Source organism: Bradyrhizobium sp. HKCCYLS2038 (genome assembly GCF_051167655.1).
Lineage (GTDB): Bacteria > Pseudomonadota > Alphaproteobacteria > Rhizobiales > Xanthobacteraceae > Bradyrhizobium.
In genome coordinates this window covers 17,526-33,150 of sequence record NZ_JBNPTM010000013.1, presented here as the reverse complement: position 1 = coordinate 33,150, position 15,625 = coordinate 17,526, and the positions used below count along the sequence as shown (strand labels likewise).

The 15,625-nt window shown below is 65.7% G+C and carries 13 protein-coding genes; 3 read left to right on the top strand and 10 right to left on the bottom strand.

Annotated elements, in window-relative coordinates; genetic code table 11:
* Positions 1-100: 100 nt before the first annotated feature.
* From ACQR1I_RS33710 to ACQR1I_RS33695, 4 genes are all read right to left on the bottom strand, one after another.
* The gene (locus tag ACQR1I_RS33710) at positions 101-370 is read right to left on the bottom strand and encodes a hypothetical protein (RefSeq protein ID WP_434869808.1); all 270 of its coding nucleotides are present in this window, start codon (positions 368-370) and stop codon (positions 101-103) included.
* A 110-nt stretch (positions 371-480) separates the two neighbouring features.
* Positions 481-741, bottom strand: a complete 261-nt coding sequence (locus ACQR1I_RS33705) for a hypothetical protein (protein WP_434869807.1) — start codon at positions 739-741, stop codon at positions 481-483.
* Between the two features lie 223 nt (positions 742-964).
* Complete coding sequence (locus ACQR1I_RS33700) at positions 965-2,206, bottom strand: acyltransferase family protein (RefSeq protein ID WP_434869806.1); 1,242 nt, start codon at positions 2,204-2,206, stop codon at positions 965-967.
* A gap of 2 nt (positions 2,207-2,208) precedes the next feature.
* The gene (locus tag ACQR1I_RS33695; RefSeq protein WP_434869805.1) at positions 2,209-3,417 is read right to left on the bottom strand and encodes a WecB/TagA/CpsF family glycosyltransferase; all 1,209 of its coding nucleotides are present in this window, start codon (positions 3,415-3,417) and stop codon (positions 2,209-2,211) included.
* 149 nt (positions 3,418-3,566) lie between these two features.
* On the opposite strand from ACQR1I_RS33695, the gene ACQR1I_RS33690 reads away from it, so the two are divergent.
* Complete coding sequence (locus tag ACQR1I_RS33690) at positions 3,567-5,072, top strand: O-antigen ligase family protein (RefSeq protein ID WP_434869804.1); 1,506 nt, start codon at positions 3,567-3,569, stop codon at positions 5,070-5,072.
* A 37-nt stretch (positions 5,073-5,109) separates the two neighbouring features.
* On the opposite strand, the gene ACQR1I_RS33685 is transcribed toward ACQR1I_RS33690, so the two are convergent.
* Positions 5,110-7,077 carry a pectate lyase gene (locus ACQR1I_RS33685; RefSeq protein ID WP_434869803.1) on the bottom strand — a complete coding sequence of 656 codons (1,968 nt, stop codon included), beginning with the start codon at positions 7,075-7,077 and terminating at the stop codon, positions 5,110-5,112.
* Between the two features lie 266 nt (positions 7,078-7,343).
* On the opposite strand from ACQR1I_RS33685, the gene ACQR1I_RS33680 reads away from it, so the two are divergent.
* Together ACQR1I_RS33680 and ACQR1I_RS33675 are read left to right on the top strand one after the other, a co-directional pair.
* Positions 7,344-8,294: a glycosyltransferase family 2 protein gene (locus tag ACQR1I_RS33680; protein WP_434869802.1), complete on the top strand. Its 951-nt coding sequence runs from the start codon at positions 7,344-7,346 to the stop codon at positions 8,292-8,294.
* Positions 8,295-8,371: 77 nt separating this feature from the next.
* Positions 8,372-9,625 carry an acyltransferase family protein gene (locus ACQR1I_RS33675; RefSeq protein WP_434869801.1) on the top strand — a complete coding sequence of 418 codons (1,254 nt, stop codon included), beginning with the start codon at positions 8,372-8,374 and terminating at the stop codon, positions 9,623-9,625.
* A gap of 34 nt (positions 9,626-9,659) precedes the next feature.
* Here the strand turns inward: ACQR1I_RS33675 and asnB are convergent, their stop codons facing one another.
* From asnB to ACQR1I_RS33650, 5 genes are read right to left on the bottom strand one after another with little or no spacing between them, the layout of a single operon-like run.
* Entirely contained in the window at positions 9,660-11,600 is a 1,941-nt protein-coding gene (gene asnB, locus ACQR1I_RS33670; protein WP_434869800.1) for an asparagine synthase (glutamine-hydrolyzing), read from the bottom strand.
* 26 nt (positions 11,601-11,626) lie between these two features.
* Entirely contained in the window at positions 11,627-12,274 is a 648-nt protein-coding gene (locus tag ACQR1I_RS33665) for a hypothetical protein (protein ID WP_434869799.1), read from the bottom strand.
* 14 nt (positions 12,275-12,288) lie between these two features.
* Entirely contained in the window at positions 12,289-13,320 is a 1,032-nt protein-coding gene (locus ACQR1I_RS33660; RefSeq protein ID WP_434869798.1) for an NAD-dependent epimerase/dehydratase family protein, read from the bottom strand.
* Positions 13,317-14,375 carry a Gfo/Idh/MocA family protein gene (locus ACQR1I_RS33655; RefSeq protein WP_434869797.1) on the bottom strand — a complete coding sequence of 353 codons (1,059 nt, stop codon included), beginning with the start codon at positions 14,373-14,375 and terminating at the stop codon, positions 13,317-13,319. The genes ACQR1I_RS33660 and ACQR1I_RS33655 overlap by 4 nt, the downstream gene beginning before the upstream one ends.
* Entirely contained in the window at positions 14,372-15,526 is a 1,155-nt protein-coding gene (locus ACQR1I_RS33650) for a glycosyltransferase family 4 protein (protein ID WP_434869796.1), read from the bottom strand. The genes ACQR1I_RS33655 and ACQR1I_RS33650 overlap by 4 nt, the downstream gene beginning before the upstream one ends.
* Between the last annotated feature and the right edge of the window lie 99 nt (positions 15,527-15,625).

The window sequence follows — 15,625 nt, the reverse complement described above, 5'->3', positions numbered from 1 at the left end:
CTCAGGCTGATCATCAAGGCCGTGCGGCGGCTGGCGCGGGCTATCGCTGCGGTCGGGGATCAGGCGTCCGTCGGCGACCGCCGAGACGCGACGGAACGAGCTACCGCTGGTGTTCCGGGCGGACGGATGGCTGGGCGATACCGACGCGCTCGAGCGCGCTGCGAAGGTAGACGCCGGCGAGATACCCGACCTGGACCGCGATCAGGGCGCCGATCGACAACAGCGCCGCGGACAGGCCACTGATGGCTGCGGCCACGAGGCATTCCACGGCGGCGATGGCCACGAGTGCAATCAGGGTGCGAACATTGAACGCCGCTCCCGCGACGGCCCCGGCTCCGAAATGAAGCGCGATCACCCACATCAGATTCATGCCTCCTCGCTCAAGTCCAGAGGCTAGCGGCGAATGGTTAGGGATGAGCTAAGCCGCCTCGGCGGATTCGAACAAGCGCAGGGGAGCAACACTGCACCGCCAAAAAATCGCTATCGGCGGTCCACCGGCTGAAGCACCGGGAGGGGATGCTGCCAATGCTGGCGATAGAGCCATAGCACAATCGTCACCAGCACGACGTCGAACAGGCCCATGACGGTCTGACCGAGAACCTGAGGATGAACGCCTCCGATCACGAGCGCCAGCTTCACCGACTGGCGGACCACCTCCGAGCCGAGGAACGCGACCAGCGAATTCTGGCCGACATTGAGGACCAGCGCGACGACGGGCGATTGCCTGGTGCGGGCGAACAACGCCCACAGCAGCGCCAGCAGCAGCGGCGTCGTCTACGGAGTCGCGAAATTCGTTTGCCGTGTGGTGATAGAACACAAGCAGCATCGAGCAACCACGGTAGAAGTCGATCAAGACTTCGCGCCGTGTCCGGCCTGCCGCGTCTGGCACTGCGGCTGCAGACCTGTGCGGCGCGCTCCACCCCAAAGCCTAGGCCTTCAGAAGGCGGTCAGGCGCGCGCACCGATCACGTCGCCGCCGCAAGAGCGGCATCTCGTCCCCGCGCAGGGATGTCACCGCCCCCTCCGAACCGGCTCTTCAGACGGAGAATCCGCTTCTCGAACAGCTCATAGCTCAAGACGGCGACGGCCACCGAGGCCAAGATTCCGAACGCCGCCTGCAATGCGACGGCCAGCCCATGGGAGCCGACCCGGCTGGCCAGCTCCAGCTCGGTCCGGTTGCTGGCGAAATAATACGAGAAGAAATGATGGTAGACATACAAGCCGTAGCTGTAGGTGCCGAGAAACACCATGACGCGGCTGCGAAAGAAGCGAGAGATCGCCGAAGGCTGGGGCGCGACGAGGGTCCAGACCAGCAGACAGGCGAGCATGATCTGGAGCAGCGCCGCCCGGATCGCCCCCGTGATTTCGAGACCCTCGCGCGACACGAGACCAGTCCAGACGAAGGTGAAAACGACGAGCGCGCCGGACACACCTGTGAGTCTGGGAAGCGCGCCCACCAGCCGATCCAACCCGCCAGGCTGGCGCGCAATGAGCGCGACGGCCGCCCCCAGCGCCAGACCGTCGAGCTTGAACGGCGTGAGTACGATCGTCGTCCACCAGCTCAGCCCCGCCGCGAGGCCGACAATGCGCGCCAGCATGGCGCCGACAGAGATCGCCAGGCTGGCCGCAATGAGCGCCTTCGGCCGCTTGGCCAGCAACGACACCACAAACGGCCAGAACAGATAGAAATGTTCCTCGACCGACAGCGACCAGAAATGATTGAGGTAGGAGAACGACCACTCCTCGTGTCCGGCAAGATAGACGTTCACGCCGTAGAGCCAGGCCCAGCCCTGCCGCTCCACCAGGGAGTTCAACGTCGGCCCCTGGAAAGACGGTATGTGAGGGGCGACGAAGAACACGAGCATGAGCACGCCGTAGTAGAGCGGAAAGATCCGCAAGGCGCGTCGAAGATAGAAGTTGCGCAGACAATGCGGCGTCTCGCGCGCGTCGTAGAGCAGCCCGGTGATCAGGAAGCCGGACAGAACGAAGAAGAGGTCCACTCCGATCACGCCCTGCTTGACGACGGCGAGGATCGCACGCTCGACCGAATTGGTCGAAAGCATCGATCCCACGAAGTGAAAGACCAGGACCATCATGACAGCCAGCCCGCGCACACCATCGAGCGCCGGAAGGTGTCCACGGAGCGCAGGCGGCAACCCGGTCGACACGGCGCGGGTGTCCGCGACGGCCGCTCTCGATGACTTCATCATCATTGCAGCTCCAGGCCGCCGAAGCGGAAGATCCTGGCGAGTTGAGGCGAGACGCCGACGAAGGTCGCGCTGCAGCCCTGGGTCTCCAGCTGCTTCCGCAGCATCAGCAGCAATCCGAGGAAGCGCGAATCGATGGCGCAAACGTTGGAGAAGTCGATCAGCACGCGCTTGCGGACCGCCACCGCGGAGCGGAACACCGGAACGGCCCGATCCACGTGCCGCGCATCGGCAGGTCCGGAGAGGCTGAGCGTGACCTCCCGCGAGCCGTAATCCTGCGTGATCGTGAGAGCCTCTCCCCGCTCATGCGTGCGCCGCATCCACCACGTCGAGACCACGAAGGGCAGCACGCGGGTGAACAGCAGCCGCAGCATCGCCGTGCCGTCGTTCCAGTAGCGCCGCCAGAGGTAAGGCTCCTCCTTGATCCTCCAGAGCCACTCCAGGCCCAATCTGCGCATGAACGGCGGCGCGCGCTTCACCGTGCCGGCCTGGAAGTTGAGCGCAGCGCCGAGATGGGCGCGCACCGGAATCTCGAGCCGCTGGTGATTATGCTGGAGCCAGGATTGCCCCTTCTGACTGCTCAAGGATGCCACCAGGAAATCCGCCCCGCTGGCGTTGATCTCCTCGATGATGTGATCCCGGCTCATCTCCTCGGCGGAACAGTAGCCGGGGTTCGACCAGCCGACGCAGCGAAGCCCACCCGACTGGCTGTTCAGCGTGCGAGCGGCGCGCTCGGCGGCGCCTTCCGGGCCGCCGAACAGAAACAGCTTGAGCGACCTCGACGGACCGGCGTCGGACTTGAGCGCATCGAAGATGTCGGCTCCGGCCGTCCGCCTCTTGATCGGGATGCCGATGAGCCGGGCGATCCACACCACCGGCATGCCGTCCACGGTGCAGAGGTCGCTTAGGATCAGGGAGTCCCTGAAGCTCCTGTTCGACTGGCTCGTGACCAGGAAGTTGAGATTGGGAGTGGAGATCAGCAGCCGCGTTCTTCGTCGGGCGGCATCACGGATGCGACGCAGAACCCCGCGCATGCCGATGGCATCGATCGGTATTCCGAGCACGCAATAGACGTCACGCGACAGGTCGTCGTCCGAAACGGCCGGATCAGGCATCAGCGCATCGATCTCGGGCCGATCGAGCCCGGTCCCGGCGCGGCCCACGCGATGATAGGAACGTTCGGCCTCCTGCAGTTCCTGCGTGGTCAACATCGACTGCCTCCCTCGAGCTCGCACCACGGCGCGGCTCCGGCAACTCCCCCGCCAAGGGGCGCACGGCCTGAATTAAACCATTTAAATTTAAATCATCTGATTTATTCAATGTGGTTTAATTGTGGGCGGCGAATTGATTTTCGGCAGCCTTGAAGCAAATCATCGAGAATATCGGGATGTCGTTTGATTTAATTGCAGCCCCGGGCCATAATCGGACGGACGGCTACCGGTTCAAATTCTTCCGGCCACGACATTCAGACAGAGCGCAGATGCCCCGACCTTCAACGACGCAGCTATCAGCCGGGCCGCACGTCGCCGCGCCGACCTTCGACATCTGCGCGCTGATCCCGATTGCGGCCTTTGCCTATTCTTCGCTGATCCAGCCCCTGATCTATTTCGGTTTCCCGCCATCGCCCGGGCTTGAAGGCCTGCTGGAGAGCCGCATCGAGAACCGCGTCTTCTGGCCGGCTCTCGCGGCCATTGCCCTCATCGTTGCCGCGCAGCGCCTCGCGCGCGGCGGCCGCCTGTCCGTTCCGCCGAACATCGTCAGTCTCTCGGCTTATTTCTGCTTTGCCGGCGCCAGCGTGGGATGGGCGCTCAAGCCCGAAATTACCTTCGTCCGCTTCGCGCAGGAAGCGATGGTGCTCACTGCGATCGTGCTGCCCGCGTTGCTGGCCAATCCGACGGCAGACATCCTGCGCGGGATGTTCGCCTGCTTTGCCGTCGGCGTGATCCTGAACGTGCTGCTGATCCCCGGCGGCTATGCGAGCTACGCGCTATACGGCGCGCAGCTGGTCGATATCGGCTACCAGGGATATTTTTCGGGAAAGAACCTGCTCGGTGAATTTGCCGCCGCAGCACTTCTGCTCGCGATCCACGAGCTGCGTTATGCAGGCCACCGCCGCGTCTTGGCGATCGTGGTGGCCTGCGGTGCAGTCACCTTGATCTTCATCTCGAGTTCCAAGACGGCCCTTGGGCTCGCCCTCCTGGCTCCGGCTCTGGCCTTCGTTGTCCTTCTCCTTGCCCGGAGCTGCCGGATCTCGCCGGTTCTGATCCTCACGGCGATGGTCCTGGGCTACATCGTTCTGAGCGAGCTGTTTGGCTTCAGCACCAATCGCATCGCCTATCTGCTGACAGGCGACTCCAGCTTCACGGGTCGGACGACGATATGGGCTTTCGCGAAATCAGAGATCGCTCAGCGGCCGCTGCTCGGTTGGGGCTATCAGGGCTTCTGGCTGGTCGGAGCGGATGCGCCGAGTATCACGGAAGCGCCCGGCTGGGTGAAGGGCATGCCGAATTCCCACAACGGCTATTACGATGCGATGCTTGAGCTGGGATATTTCGGCCTGGCCTTTCTGCTGATGTTTCTTGCGGCCACTGTTCACGTGATCGGCCGCGTCATGGACCATGACTACAAGCGGGCATGGATCCTGCTCTCCGTTGCCTTGTTCGTCATGATTTACAATTTCCTCGAAACGTTATGGCTGCGGGCCTTCGATGTGTCCTGGGTCTTGTTCGTTCTCGTCGCCGTCGACGCCGCACGCTACTGGCGCCGATCGACGGTGAGCTTGCCCGCACGCCGCACGCAGGAAACACAGGTTCGCGCCGGGCGCTCGCGCCCGGCATGGCGCCCCCGCGTTGGCATCCGCATCTGAGCTCTTGCGGAGGGCGCCCTGCTCGTTTGATTGCAGGCTACTGCGTAGCGCCGGGCGCTGCGGCGAACGGCGACCCGGCATCAAGTCTCGCCTTGGCCGGCAGCGTATGGAGCTTGGTCTCCCCGGTCGGATCGACCCATGGCCACGGATGTGTGCCGAAAAAGCCTGGCTTCGTATTCAGGTAGAGTGAGGCGGGCAGAGGCCGAGCCTGCAAGCCCTCGCTCCACACCACCTTGTTGGTCAGATAATCGAAATTGCCGCCACGAATGACGGTCGCCAACGTCTTCGGGTCTGCAGACATCGACCAGCGCTCCGGATCATAACCCAGCATCCAGATGTTGCCGAGGCCGCCTTGCCCCCACATGGCGCCGGTCAGAACCATCGACGGATCATCATAGCTCCATCCGGACATGCGCCGCGGACGACCGAGGACGTTTCCAACGAAGGAATCCCACCACGATCCGTAGGCGAGGCCGACGGTGCGGAGGCCTGCGCGGTCGACCAGACGCTGGCGCTGTCCCGTCAGGTGATTGCGAAAGAAGGTCAGGTAGATGGCGTTGCCGTGCGTGTAGTCGCTGTCGGCATTGTGAGACAGATTGCCTTCGAACAGAACGTGATGCGGACCGGCCATATGCGAGGCGTTGATCCCGACTTCGACCCACCCGGGATTATCGAAGTCGAACGAATCGTCGGCATAGTTGTAGCCGACGACGCTGCCTGCGCCCGAGGAACGAAACACCATGTTCTTGCAGACATCGACCAGGATGTTGTTCTCGATGAGGATTTCCGATGAACCCGCGGCAAGGCTGATCGCATAGCCGGCGCCGCCTGGCTGCGGCCAGGACCCCTCATGGATGTAGGAGTCGCGAAGTTCGATCCGGAACGAGTTGTTGATGGCCACTCCCTCCCCAAGCCACTGCGTCACTTCGATCGCCTTCGCCCACGAGAACGCGGCGGTCTCGAACCGCAAGGCGCCATCCGCACCGCCGATCATGCTGAGATTTTCGACGCCGGCATGGGCGATGTGAACGTCGCGGGCGTTGGCTGCATGGCGACCACTGTTCGGATCGGTGCTGTAGGGCGTGAGTTGCGCCTGATGGCTGGCGCGATAGCTGATCGTCAACGGCGACGTGAACGTCACCATGCCATCCGTTACCGAGGCGATCTGCTTGATCTCGGACGTCGGGCGGTCGGCGCGCGCGAACCACGACATCGATTTCGGCAGCACGCCGGGCGTCTGATCAAACGGACCGCCGGCATCCGCGCCGGCGTTGTCGTCGCCGGGCTGCACCGGAAGGTGCATGTTCCAGGCGACGCGATCCCCTTGCCAGACCTTGGCGGCTCCCGGGAAACCCGCAGGCGTCGGCTGCCATGACGCGCCGCTGGCTTCATCGAGCAGGACGACATCGCCGGCTTTGAAGCCCACGGTGCTGTCCAGCGTGATCGAGGTTGCGCTCTGGGCGCCGTCCACGCGCAGGTTCTGCGACGCGCTGCTGTCGGGGCCGTTGTTCCAGCGCGATGGCCCGACGATGATGATCGGCTTTGCATCATAGCTGTATGATCCCGGATCGACCGGAGCGAGAATCCCACTGGTGCCGGCAATGACGGTTGATGTTCTGGCACGCGCGCCATTCGGCTTCATCAGGATCGTCGAACCCGCACCGGAACCGCGTAAGGTGACCGCGCGGCTGATCAGAAGCGGTTCTCGGACAATGAAGGTGCCCGGCCCGAGCATCACCACCTGCCCCGCCGGCGCGGCGTAGAGTGCGGCCTGGATCGCGCCGCTGTCGTCGCGCCCGCTCGGGAGCAGCGTCCGATAGACCGTGGTGCGGTGTGGAATGCCGCCCTCCGACATCAGACCCGGAGTCCACGCGGCGACGCGATCTGCCGGCAGGAGATCACCGGCCAGCGATGACTGCACCGGGGTTGCCGAGTCGGCGGCATCGGCGCACCCCAGCGCCGAGATACCAAGACCTGCTGCGGCAAGGAGGACCGCGGAGAGCATTCGGAGCCGCGCCTGACTTGTCCGCGACCCGTGCTCGTGGCCGCCGGCCGTCGCCGCCCGGGGGGCTGAGCCCGCGGGGCCGAGCGCAGTCCAGGACGAGCGGCCAGGAAGCTCACCCAGGCCGCCCCGATTCAGTCTCACCATTATTTTGACACGCGTCATGATTTAATATTAAATCAGGATTTAATTTATTGAAAGCCGTTAACGACGAACGCTCCGAAACGGATCTGCGTCGGCCAGCGGGCTTCTGCGAAGGAATTTGAGACGTGACGCCATCGCGCCGCTATCTGCTCATCTCGCCCTGCCGGGACGAGGCCCAGTATCTCCGTCGGACGCTCGACAGCGTCGCGGCACAATCGGTGCCGCCGGCGCTCTGGATCGTCGTTGACGACGGCTCGACCGACGACACGCCCGCCATTCTCGAAGATTATGCCCGGCGCCTGCCCTATTTGCGCGTGGTGCGCCGCGCGGATCGCGGCGGACGCAAGGTCGGCCCCGGGGTGATCGAGGCGTTCTATGCCGGGCTTGAGACGGTCTCGCTCGAGGATTTCGACTATGTCTGCAAGCTCGACGTGGATCTCGATCTGCCGCCGCGCTATTTCGAACTGCTGATGGCGCGGATGGAGGCGGATCCGCGGGTCGGCACGACCTCAGGAAAACCGTGGTTCGTGCATCCGCAAACCGGCGCCCTGGAGCCGGAGGTCTGCGGCGACGAGATGTCGGTCGGCATGACCAAGTTCTACCGCGTGGCCTGCTTCCAGGAGATCGGCGGCTTCGTCCGCCAGGTGATGTGGGACGGCATCGACTGCCATCGCTGCCGGATGCTCGGCTGGATCGCCGAGAGCATCGACAGCGAGGCGCTACGCTTCATTCACCTGCGGCCGCAGGGAGCCAGCCACAAGGGGATCTGGACCGGCCGCCTGCGCAAGGGCTTCGGCCAGTATTTCATGGGCACGTCGCCGCTCTATCATCTCGCGGTCGCCGTCTATCACTTGCCCGCCTATCCGGCGCTGATCGGCAGCACGGCGATGCTGTGGGGTTACTTCAGAAGTTGGCTGAAGGGGCTGCCGCGCTACGACGATCTCGAATTCAGGCGCTTTCTTCGTGACTATCAGACAGCGTGCCTGCGGCTCGGCAAGCGCGCGGCGACCGCTCGGATCAATGCCGAGCGCGCCCCGCTCTGGCAGGCAAGCCATCCGCTCACTGATTCCCGATGATGCTGCCGGCCCGATCCGCAGCCGGGCCAAACGCGCGCAAGTCCGCCGATCTTTGATCGACCAGCCCCCTGGACACCATGGCCAAGATTCTCGAGTTCAATCGGCATCGCCCGGGATCGACGGGTCCGGAGGCGACCGGCGAACAGTCCGCGGGTTCCGCCACGGCACCGCCGTCCGTGGCGCAAGGCCATCATTCTCCCGTCATTCCCTCGCTGGACGGCATCCGCGCGATCTCCGTGCTGATCGTCGTGCTCGGGCATTCCGGGCTGCAGACGCTGGTCCCCGGCGGCTTCGGAGTCACGATCTTCTTTTTCCTGAGCGGCTTCCTGATCACGACGCTGATGCTGGCAGAACATCAGCGCACCGGCACACTCCATGTTCCAAGCTTCTATGCCCGCCGCGTGTTCCGTCTGATGCCACCCCTGCTGCTGTCCCTGGGGATCGCCTATGGTCTGACCGGGGCCGGCCTGCTGGACGGCGGCATCACAGCCAAGGGCCTTGCGGCGCAGCTGCTGTATTTCGCCAACTATTATGGTCTGTTCTTCGATCCCGGCAACACCGTCCCGGATGGTACCGGCATTCTGTGGTCTCTCGCGGTCGAAGAGCACTTCTACATCGTCTATCCGCTGCTGATGAGCCTGCTGCTCGGATTTGCGCTGCGGCCGCGCACAATCGGCGCGTTGCTCGCGATGGTGTGTCTTGCCGTTCTGGCCTGGCGTATCCACCTGCTGCACACACCCGGCTTCTTTTCCGACCGCACCTATTACGCGTCCGACACGCGCATCGACTCGATCGCTTACGGATGCATTCTCGCGCTCGTCATGAAACCGGTCCGGCAAAGATCCTCGGCCGGTACGATCGCCCCGGTGCACTGGGCCATCATGGCGACCGCTGCAGCGACGCTGCTGTTTTCCCTGCTCTACCGCGATCCCTCCTTCCGCGAGACCGCGCGCTACACCATTCAGGGCCTCGCCCTGATGCCGTTGTTCTACTTTGCGGTGCGCTTTGCGGACGCTGCGCCGTTTCGCTATCTCAACCGCCCCTGGGTGATGACGCTCGGGACCTATTCCTACGCGGTCTACCTGATCCACAATGTAATCATCCGGACGATCGACAAGAACCTTCCCGCAATCGCCGCCAAGCCCTACTTGCTGTTTCCGTTGGCGCTGCTGATCTCGGTGGCCTTTGCGGCTGCCATCGAGCGCTACGTCGAGCCGTATTTCAAACGGCTGAGACAAAGCTTCAGGCCTGTCGGCGCGGAGAATGTTGCGAGCGGAGTGGCGGAGGCGCCGGGCGCGACGGCCTTGCCGCTTCGGTCAGGTCGCGTCTAGCGCTCGACCTCGCGCTAGATCCGACACTGGCGTCTCAACGGAAGACGCGGTGGCGGTGGCACCAGCGGACGAACACGTAGATCGACCACACGCGCGACCAATAAAGTCCCGGAGCACCGTCGAGGAAGGCACGCCAGAGCCGCTCCACCGCCGCGGGGTCGAGACCCACGGGCGCCGTCGCCTGCGGGTCGCGCAGCGTCTGGTCCATCGCATCCTGCAGGCCGCGGCGGATCCAGCGGTCCATCGGCAGCACGAAGCCGCTCTTCGGCCGGTCGAACAGCGACAGATCCAACCCGCGCAGGCCGATGCGCCTCAACATGGCCTTGCTACGCAGGGGCTCGTAGCGCGACGCATCGGGCAGCCGGTCGACCGCTTCGAGCAGCACCTGATCGACCAGCGGCACACGCTGCTCCAGCGAGGCCGCCATGCTCGCCACGTCATTGTCGCGCAGCAGGCGCTCGCCCAGGAACAGGCGCTGCTCCATGACGCTGATCGCAGACAGCGGCGTGCGGGCGCGGGTCTCGGCTGTGATCTTCGCCTTCATCGCCGCGGGCAGGCCGTCGCTGACCGTCGCGGCGACGTCCGGCGCGAGCAGCTCGCGCTGAAAGCCGGGCAGGAACAGCGCATAGGCCATCTGGTAGAGCGCCAGGAGATCATCGCCGCGCCGGATCATGTCCGGAAGCTTGGCCCAGCGCGTCTGCGCGGCGACGGCGCCGCCGGACGGCGACAGCATCCGGGAGGCCAGTGTGGCAGCGGCGACCTTTAGGCCGCCCGGCATCCATGCGGTGCGCTGCGACCATTGCTGCAGCACCGGCAGATCGCGGAACGAGGTGTAGCCGCCGAACAGCTCGTCGCCGCCCGTGCCCGACAGCGCCACAGTGAAGCCGGCGCCGCGGATGGCGTGCGACATGTAGTAGGCGTTCAAGCCGTCGAAGGTCGGCTGGTCCAGGCTGTCGAGGGCGGCGTCGAGATTGTCGACGAAGTGCTGCTCGGTCAGCACCACCTCGTGATGCTCGGTGCCGAGCGCCTCGGCGATGCGCCGCGCGATCGGCCCCTCGTTCAGCTCCTGCTCCTCGAAGGCCAGCGTGAAAGTGTGGATCGGGCTCGTCGCCGCACGCTGCGCCAGATTGGCCATCACGGAGGAATCGATGCCACCCGACAGAAACACGGCCAGCGGCACGTCGCTGGCGAGATGCAGCCGCAGCGTCTCCTCCAGCACCTCGGTGAGCTGCTCCTCGTCCATCCCCTGCTCGGGCGCGAGCGGGGGAATGCTCCAGAAATCCTCGTCGCGGATGGTGTTGCCGACGCCATCGACGGCCGTCAGATGGCCCGGCGGCAGCAGCTCGACGCCCTTCACCGTCGTGCCGGGACCGACGACGAAACCGTTCCACACCGCGCTGGCGACGGCTTGCGAATCGAGCGTCGGCGTGCCGAGCAGGCCCGACGCCAGCAGCGCGCGCAGCTCCGATGCGAAGGCCAGCGACCAGCCCCCGTCGCGGTTTGCCGCGCGGGCGACATAGAGCGGCTTGATGCCCAGCGGGTCGCGCGCCAGCAGCAGCTGGCGCTGGCCCGGATCCCAACAGGCAAAGGCGAACATCCCGCGCAGCCAGGCCATGGCCTCCGGCCCATGCAGACCCAGCGCGCGCAGCATCACGGCGGTGTCGCCGGTTGACGTGAAGCGCTGGCCGCCGGCGATCAGGCGCTGCCGCAGATCGGCGAAATTGTAGATCTCGCCGTTGAAAACGATGACGTGCCCGGTCACCGGATCGGTCATCGGCTGCACGCCGGCTGGGGAGAGATCAAGGATCGCCAGCCGGCGATGCGCCAGCAGCGCACCCCAGCCGCGCTCGTCGGGCTCCGAGACCCACGTGCCCCCGGCGTCGGGGCCGCGGTGGAGCATGGCATCGTTCATCCGCTGCAGCGCTGCGCGGTTGTCGTCGTCAACCCGTCCGATGATCCCAGCAATGCCGCACATTCAAGCAATCCGTTCGATAGGCGAGATCAAAATGACAAAGGATGGAGAACGACGTCGAGGGCGAGCTTCTCCAACTCGATGATTGCCGTCCGCAGGCCGCCACGCGTCTGCCACCAGCACTCGGGATCGAATCCCGAATAGCGCTCGGCTTGAACCAGCACCCGCGTCGAACGGCCCTTCATGTCGCGATCGAGCACGCGCCGCAGCCGTCGCGAATGGTCGCTGGCCGCGACGAGGATGATGGAACGGATGCCATGCTGCTCCGACCACGGCGCCAGCGCCCGCCCCTCGCCGCCCGATCCCGCCTCGTCACGCGGGATCTTGACGACATCCTTGATGCCGAGCGAGCCGAGCTGCCTGATCTGCCTGGCGGCGGCATCCTCGTAGGGCAGACCGCGGCGACTGAACTCCAAATCTTCCTTGCCGGGGGGATCGGTGAAAACGGCGACGCGCGCCGCGATGCCCTCGTGCATCAGGTCCGCCGCCTGCAACACGCCCGCGCCGCCGGAATCGGTCGTGATGACGATGAGGTCGGCCGGTGCAACCGGCTCGCTCAGCACCAGCGCGCGCCCTGCCGCGCGCAACAGCGGCTTGGCCACCGAGGGAACAGCAGCGATGATCAGGCCGACGGCAGCCACCACGATCAGCGCCGCGCTCCCTCCTGACCGGCGCATCGTCGTGGCGTTCCTCACACCGAAGCCGCCGTTCCGGAGGACCACGACGCCGGCGCTTCGGCCGGCAACGGCACCGGGCCGTAGGTGCGATCCAGGCACTGTTTGTAGTCGAACGGCGGCGTCCAGCCGAGCGTCTCCCTCAGCTTGCGATTATCGAACCGCAACGGCTTGAGCATCGCATCGAACTTCTTCGGCGTCAGGATCGCCGGCACTTTCGTGGCCTTCCTGAACACCGTCACGAAGGCCAGCCGCACGACCGCGCTGGCGAGCCAATGCGGGATCGGCAGCCGCAATCCGCGCTCGCCGGTCCCCTGCATATGGTCGGACAGATAGCTCCAGACCTGCTCGCCGGGACCATCGACCACATTGAACGTCTGTCCGCGCGCACGCGCATCCAGCGCGGCGAGCGCAAACACGTCGGCGCAGTTCTCCACGTGGGTCATCGGAATGCGCGTCAACGGCCCGATGACGACGTGATGGCGCCCGATCTGCTGGCCAAGCGCCGCGAGATAGCCGTGGCCGCGTCCCCAGATGAAGCCGGGACGCAGCACCGTGAGCTCCCAGCCGTGCTTCTCGGCGCAACGCCGGGTCACGCGCTCCTGCCACCATTTGGCGACCGTGTAGCCGCCGCGGGTATAGACGTCCGGCGTCTGCTGCAGCGGCGAGCTCTCGTCCAGCACATCGCGCGTGGCCGTGTAGTCGTACACCGAGAAGCTGCTGCACAGCACGAGCCGGCGGCAGGCGCTGCCGGGCATTGCCTCGAGCAGCCGCTCGGTGCCGCCGACAGTGCCGGCGAACTGCGCGTCCTCGCCGCCGGAGACCACGGCCGCGAGATGGATCAATACATCGACGTCCTCGAAGGCGCGCGCGAGATCGCGCGAGCTGCGCAGATCGGCCCTGACGATGTCGACGGATGTCGGCCAGCCTAGCGCGTCCACGCGGGTTGCCGGGCGCACCATGGCACGCACTTCGACGCCGCGCGCAAGCAGCGCGCTGACGACGTGCTGGCCGAGAAATCCATTGGCGCCGGTGACGAGAGCTTTCATAGCGCTGGCTCCGTGACTTTCACCTGCTGTCTGGGCTTCATGGCTTCGACCAACCGATTGACCGCCAGAACGTCATCTGCCGCGATCGGCAGCGCAGTGCCCGCCCCGAGCGCCCGATAGGTCTGAGCCAGGCACTCCCACAATCCCTCATAGGCGCCGGGCCCCTTGAACTTGCGTAGCAGCGTCGACACCGCCGCACGGCTGATGTCGCGGCCCTCCTCCAGGCCGCTGACGAACGGACGCAACGGCTTCGGCACGTTGCGCGGACCGTCGAAGGTGAGCCGCGTCTCGAACAAATTGGCGGTGGCCTGCATGCGCTCGCCGTAGACGCGCAGCCAAAACGCATCCGGCTGGGCGCTCGCGCTGAAGCCGAGCGTCGCGGTACCGCGCTCTGCTTCGATAACGCTGCGGAATTCGTCGAACGGCAGCGGCGACGGCTTGCGCTTGCTCCAGACCGTCTGCGCGCTGCGATGCGGGCCGACGAACGCGTGGGCCAGCGAAGCGAGATGCGGCAGGAAGTCGGCGATCGCGCCGCCTGCGAGATTGAGCGCGGGATGCGGCGCGTTGGGATCGGCAAAACCGTCGGGACCGAGGATGTCGAGACAGATCAGCACGTCCACATGCGTGACCGCGCCGAACTCCCCGCTCGCGATCCTCTGCAGGATCTGCTGCGGCGCGCGGTTGAAGATGTAGTTGTAGTCCTCGATGACATGGCGGCCGAACTCGCCGGCGCGCCGCGTCAGGATCTCGAGCTCCTCGAAGGTCGCGGTGGCCGGCTTCTCGACGATCACGTGTGCGCCGGCTTGCAGCGCGTCCATGGCCAGCCGGAAATGCGAGGTCGGCGGCGTCGTCACGTGCACGACATCGGGCCGCACCGTCTTCAGCATGGCCTGGTGATCGGTGAACCAGGAGGGAATGGCATAGCGCTCGGCCGCGGCTTCCGCGGTCGCCGGCGACAGGTCGCAGACGGCTGCCAGCTGAACGCCGGGGAGCGAGCTGAGGCAGGCCAGATGCTGACGGGCGATCTGCCCGGCTCCGATGAGCGCGGCCTTCATGACGGACTGGTCTCCAGGATCTCGCAGTAGAAGCGTTCGAGTTCTTGTGCCGCAGCGCTCCAGGCATATTTCTTGACGGCCACCTGCCGCGCCGCACGGCCGAGCTGCGCCGCAAGTGCCGGCTCGGCGAGCAGCCGGCCGACGGCGTCGGCGAAGCCCGCCGGCTCGTTCTCGATCAGGATGTCGCGCCCAGCGACCGCCTCGATGCCCTCGGCGCCGAGGCTGGTCGAGACGATCGCCTTGCCCATCGCCATCGCCTCGACGATCTTGAGCCGCGTTCCGCCGCCGAGCCGCAGCGGCACCACCACCGCTGCAGCCGCAGCCAGATGCGGCCGAAGGTCGGGGACGAAGCCGGTCAGCTCGACCCGCGGCCCGGCCAGCGCCAGCAGCGACGGCGGCGGCCGGCCACCGATGATCTTGCATCTCGCGTCGGGATGACGCTCCGCGATCCGAGGCCAGATGTCCTGAATGAAGTGAACGACCGCGTCGATGTTGGGAACGGTCGAGAGCAGCCCGAAGTAGACGATAGTGCGACCGTCCGGCGACGGATCCGTGCTGCGCGGCTGATAGAAATCGACATCGGCCGCGTTCGGGATCACGGCAGTACGAACGTCAGGAAGGTCGTCGTGCAGCCGCTTCGCGTCGTCGGTGCTGCAGAGGTAGACGCCGTCGGCCGAACTGTAGGCCGCGAGCTCCTCGCGCCGCAGCTTGCGCCAGTTCGCGCCGGCATAGAGCCGGCGGCCGACGCTCGCTGCGGTGACCGCGAACTGCCGCGCCAGGTCGTAGGCGATCTCGTGCGAATCCACGATCAGGCGCGGCGGCGCTTCGCCGGCTGGCGCCTGACGGAACAGGCAATGACCGAGATAGGGAAACTCGAGATTGACGATGTCGAAGCGGGTCGCGCGCAGCACCTCGTCCAGCACGCGCTGCAGCTCGGGCAGCGCCACGCGCAGCCGGTCGAAGCTGCTGGCTGACGCCAAGGAACGCAATTGCAGGAGCCGCTTGGCGAGCCCGTCGCGACCGTATGGGTTCGGCACGAGCACGACCTTCCGGCAATACGCCTTCATCGCATGCCGGCACTCGTCGATGTCGAAGGCATCGTCCACCAGCATCACGGCCGTCAGGTCGTGACGGCGCGCGAGCTGCGTCATCAGCCCGTGCATGCGCGCCTGGGCACCGAACCGCGGCGGGCTTGGCGGCATATGCGAGACGCAGAGAATGCTGAGACGCCGCCGCTGGTCCGGCGCGGG

Excerpts from the sequence above, each read along its gene's own strand:
- ACQR1I_RS33710 (WP_434869808.1), bottom strand. The coding sequence starts at position 370 with ATGAATCTGATGTGGGTGATCGCGCTTCATTTCGGAGCCGGGGCCGTC.
- ACQR1I_RS33700 (WP_434869806.1), bottom strand. The coding sequence starts at position 2,206 with ATGAAGTCATCGAGAGCGGCCGTCGCGGACACCCGCGCCGTGTCGACC.
- ACQR1I_RS33695 (WP_434869805.1), bottom strand. The coding sequence starts at position 3,417 with ATGTTGACCACGCAGGAACTGCAGGAGGCCGAACGTTCCTATCATCGC.
- ACQR1I_RS33685 (WP_434869803.1), bottom strand. The coding sequence starts at position 7,077 with ATGCTCTCCGCGGTCCTCCTTGCCGCAGCAGGTCTTGGTATCTCGGCG.
- ACQR1I_RS33675 (WP_434869801.1), top strand. The coding sequence starts at position 8,372 with ATGGCCAAGATTCTCGAGTTCAATCGGCATCGCCCGGGATCGACGGGT.
- asnB (WP_434869800.1), bottom strand. The coding sequence starts at position 11,600 with ATGTGCGGCATTGCTGGGATCATCGGACGGGTTGACGACGACAACCGC.
- ACQR1I_RS33665 (WP_434869799.1), bottom strand. The coding sequence starts at position 12,274 with ATGCGCCGGTCAGGAGGGAGCGCGGCGCTGATCGTGGTGGCTGCCGTC.
- ACQR1I_RS33660 (WP_434869798.1), bottom strand. The coding sequence starts at position 13,320 with ATGAAAGCTCTCGTCACCGGCGCCAATGGATTTCTCGGCCAGCACGTC.
- ACQR1I_RS33655 (WP_434869797.1), bottom strand. The coding sequence starts at position 14,375 with ATGAAGGCCGCGCTCATCGGAGCCGGGCAGATCGCCCGTCAGCATCTG.
- ACQR1I_RS33650 (WP_434869796.1), bottom strand. The coding sequence starts at position 15,526 with ATGACGCAGCTCGCGCGCCGTCACGACCTGACGGCCGTGATGCTGGTG.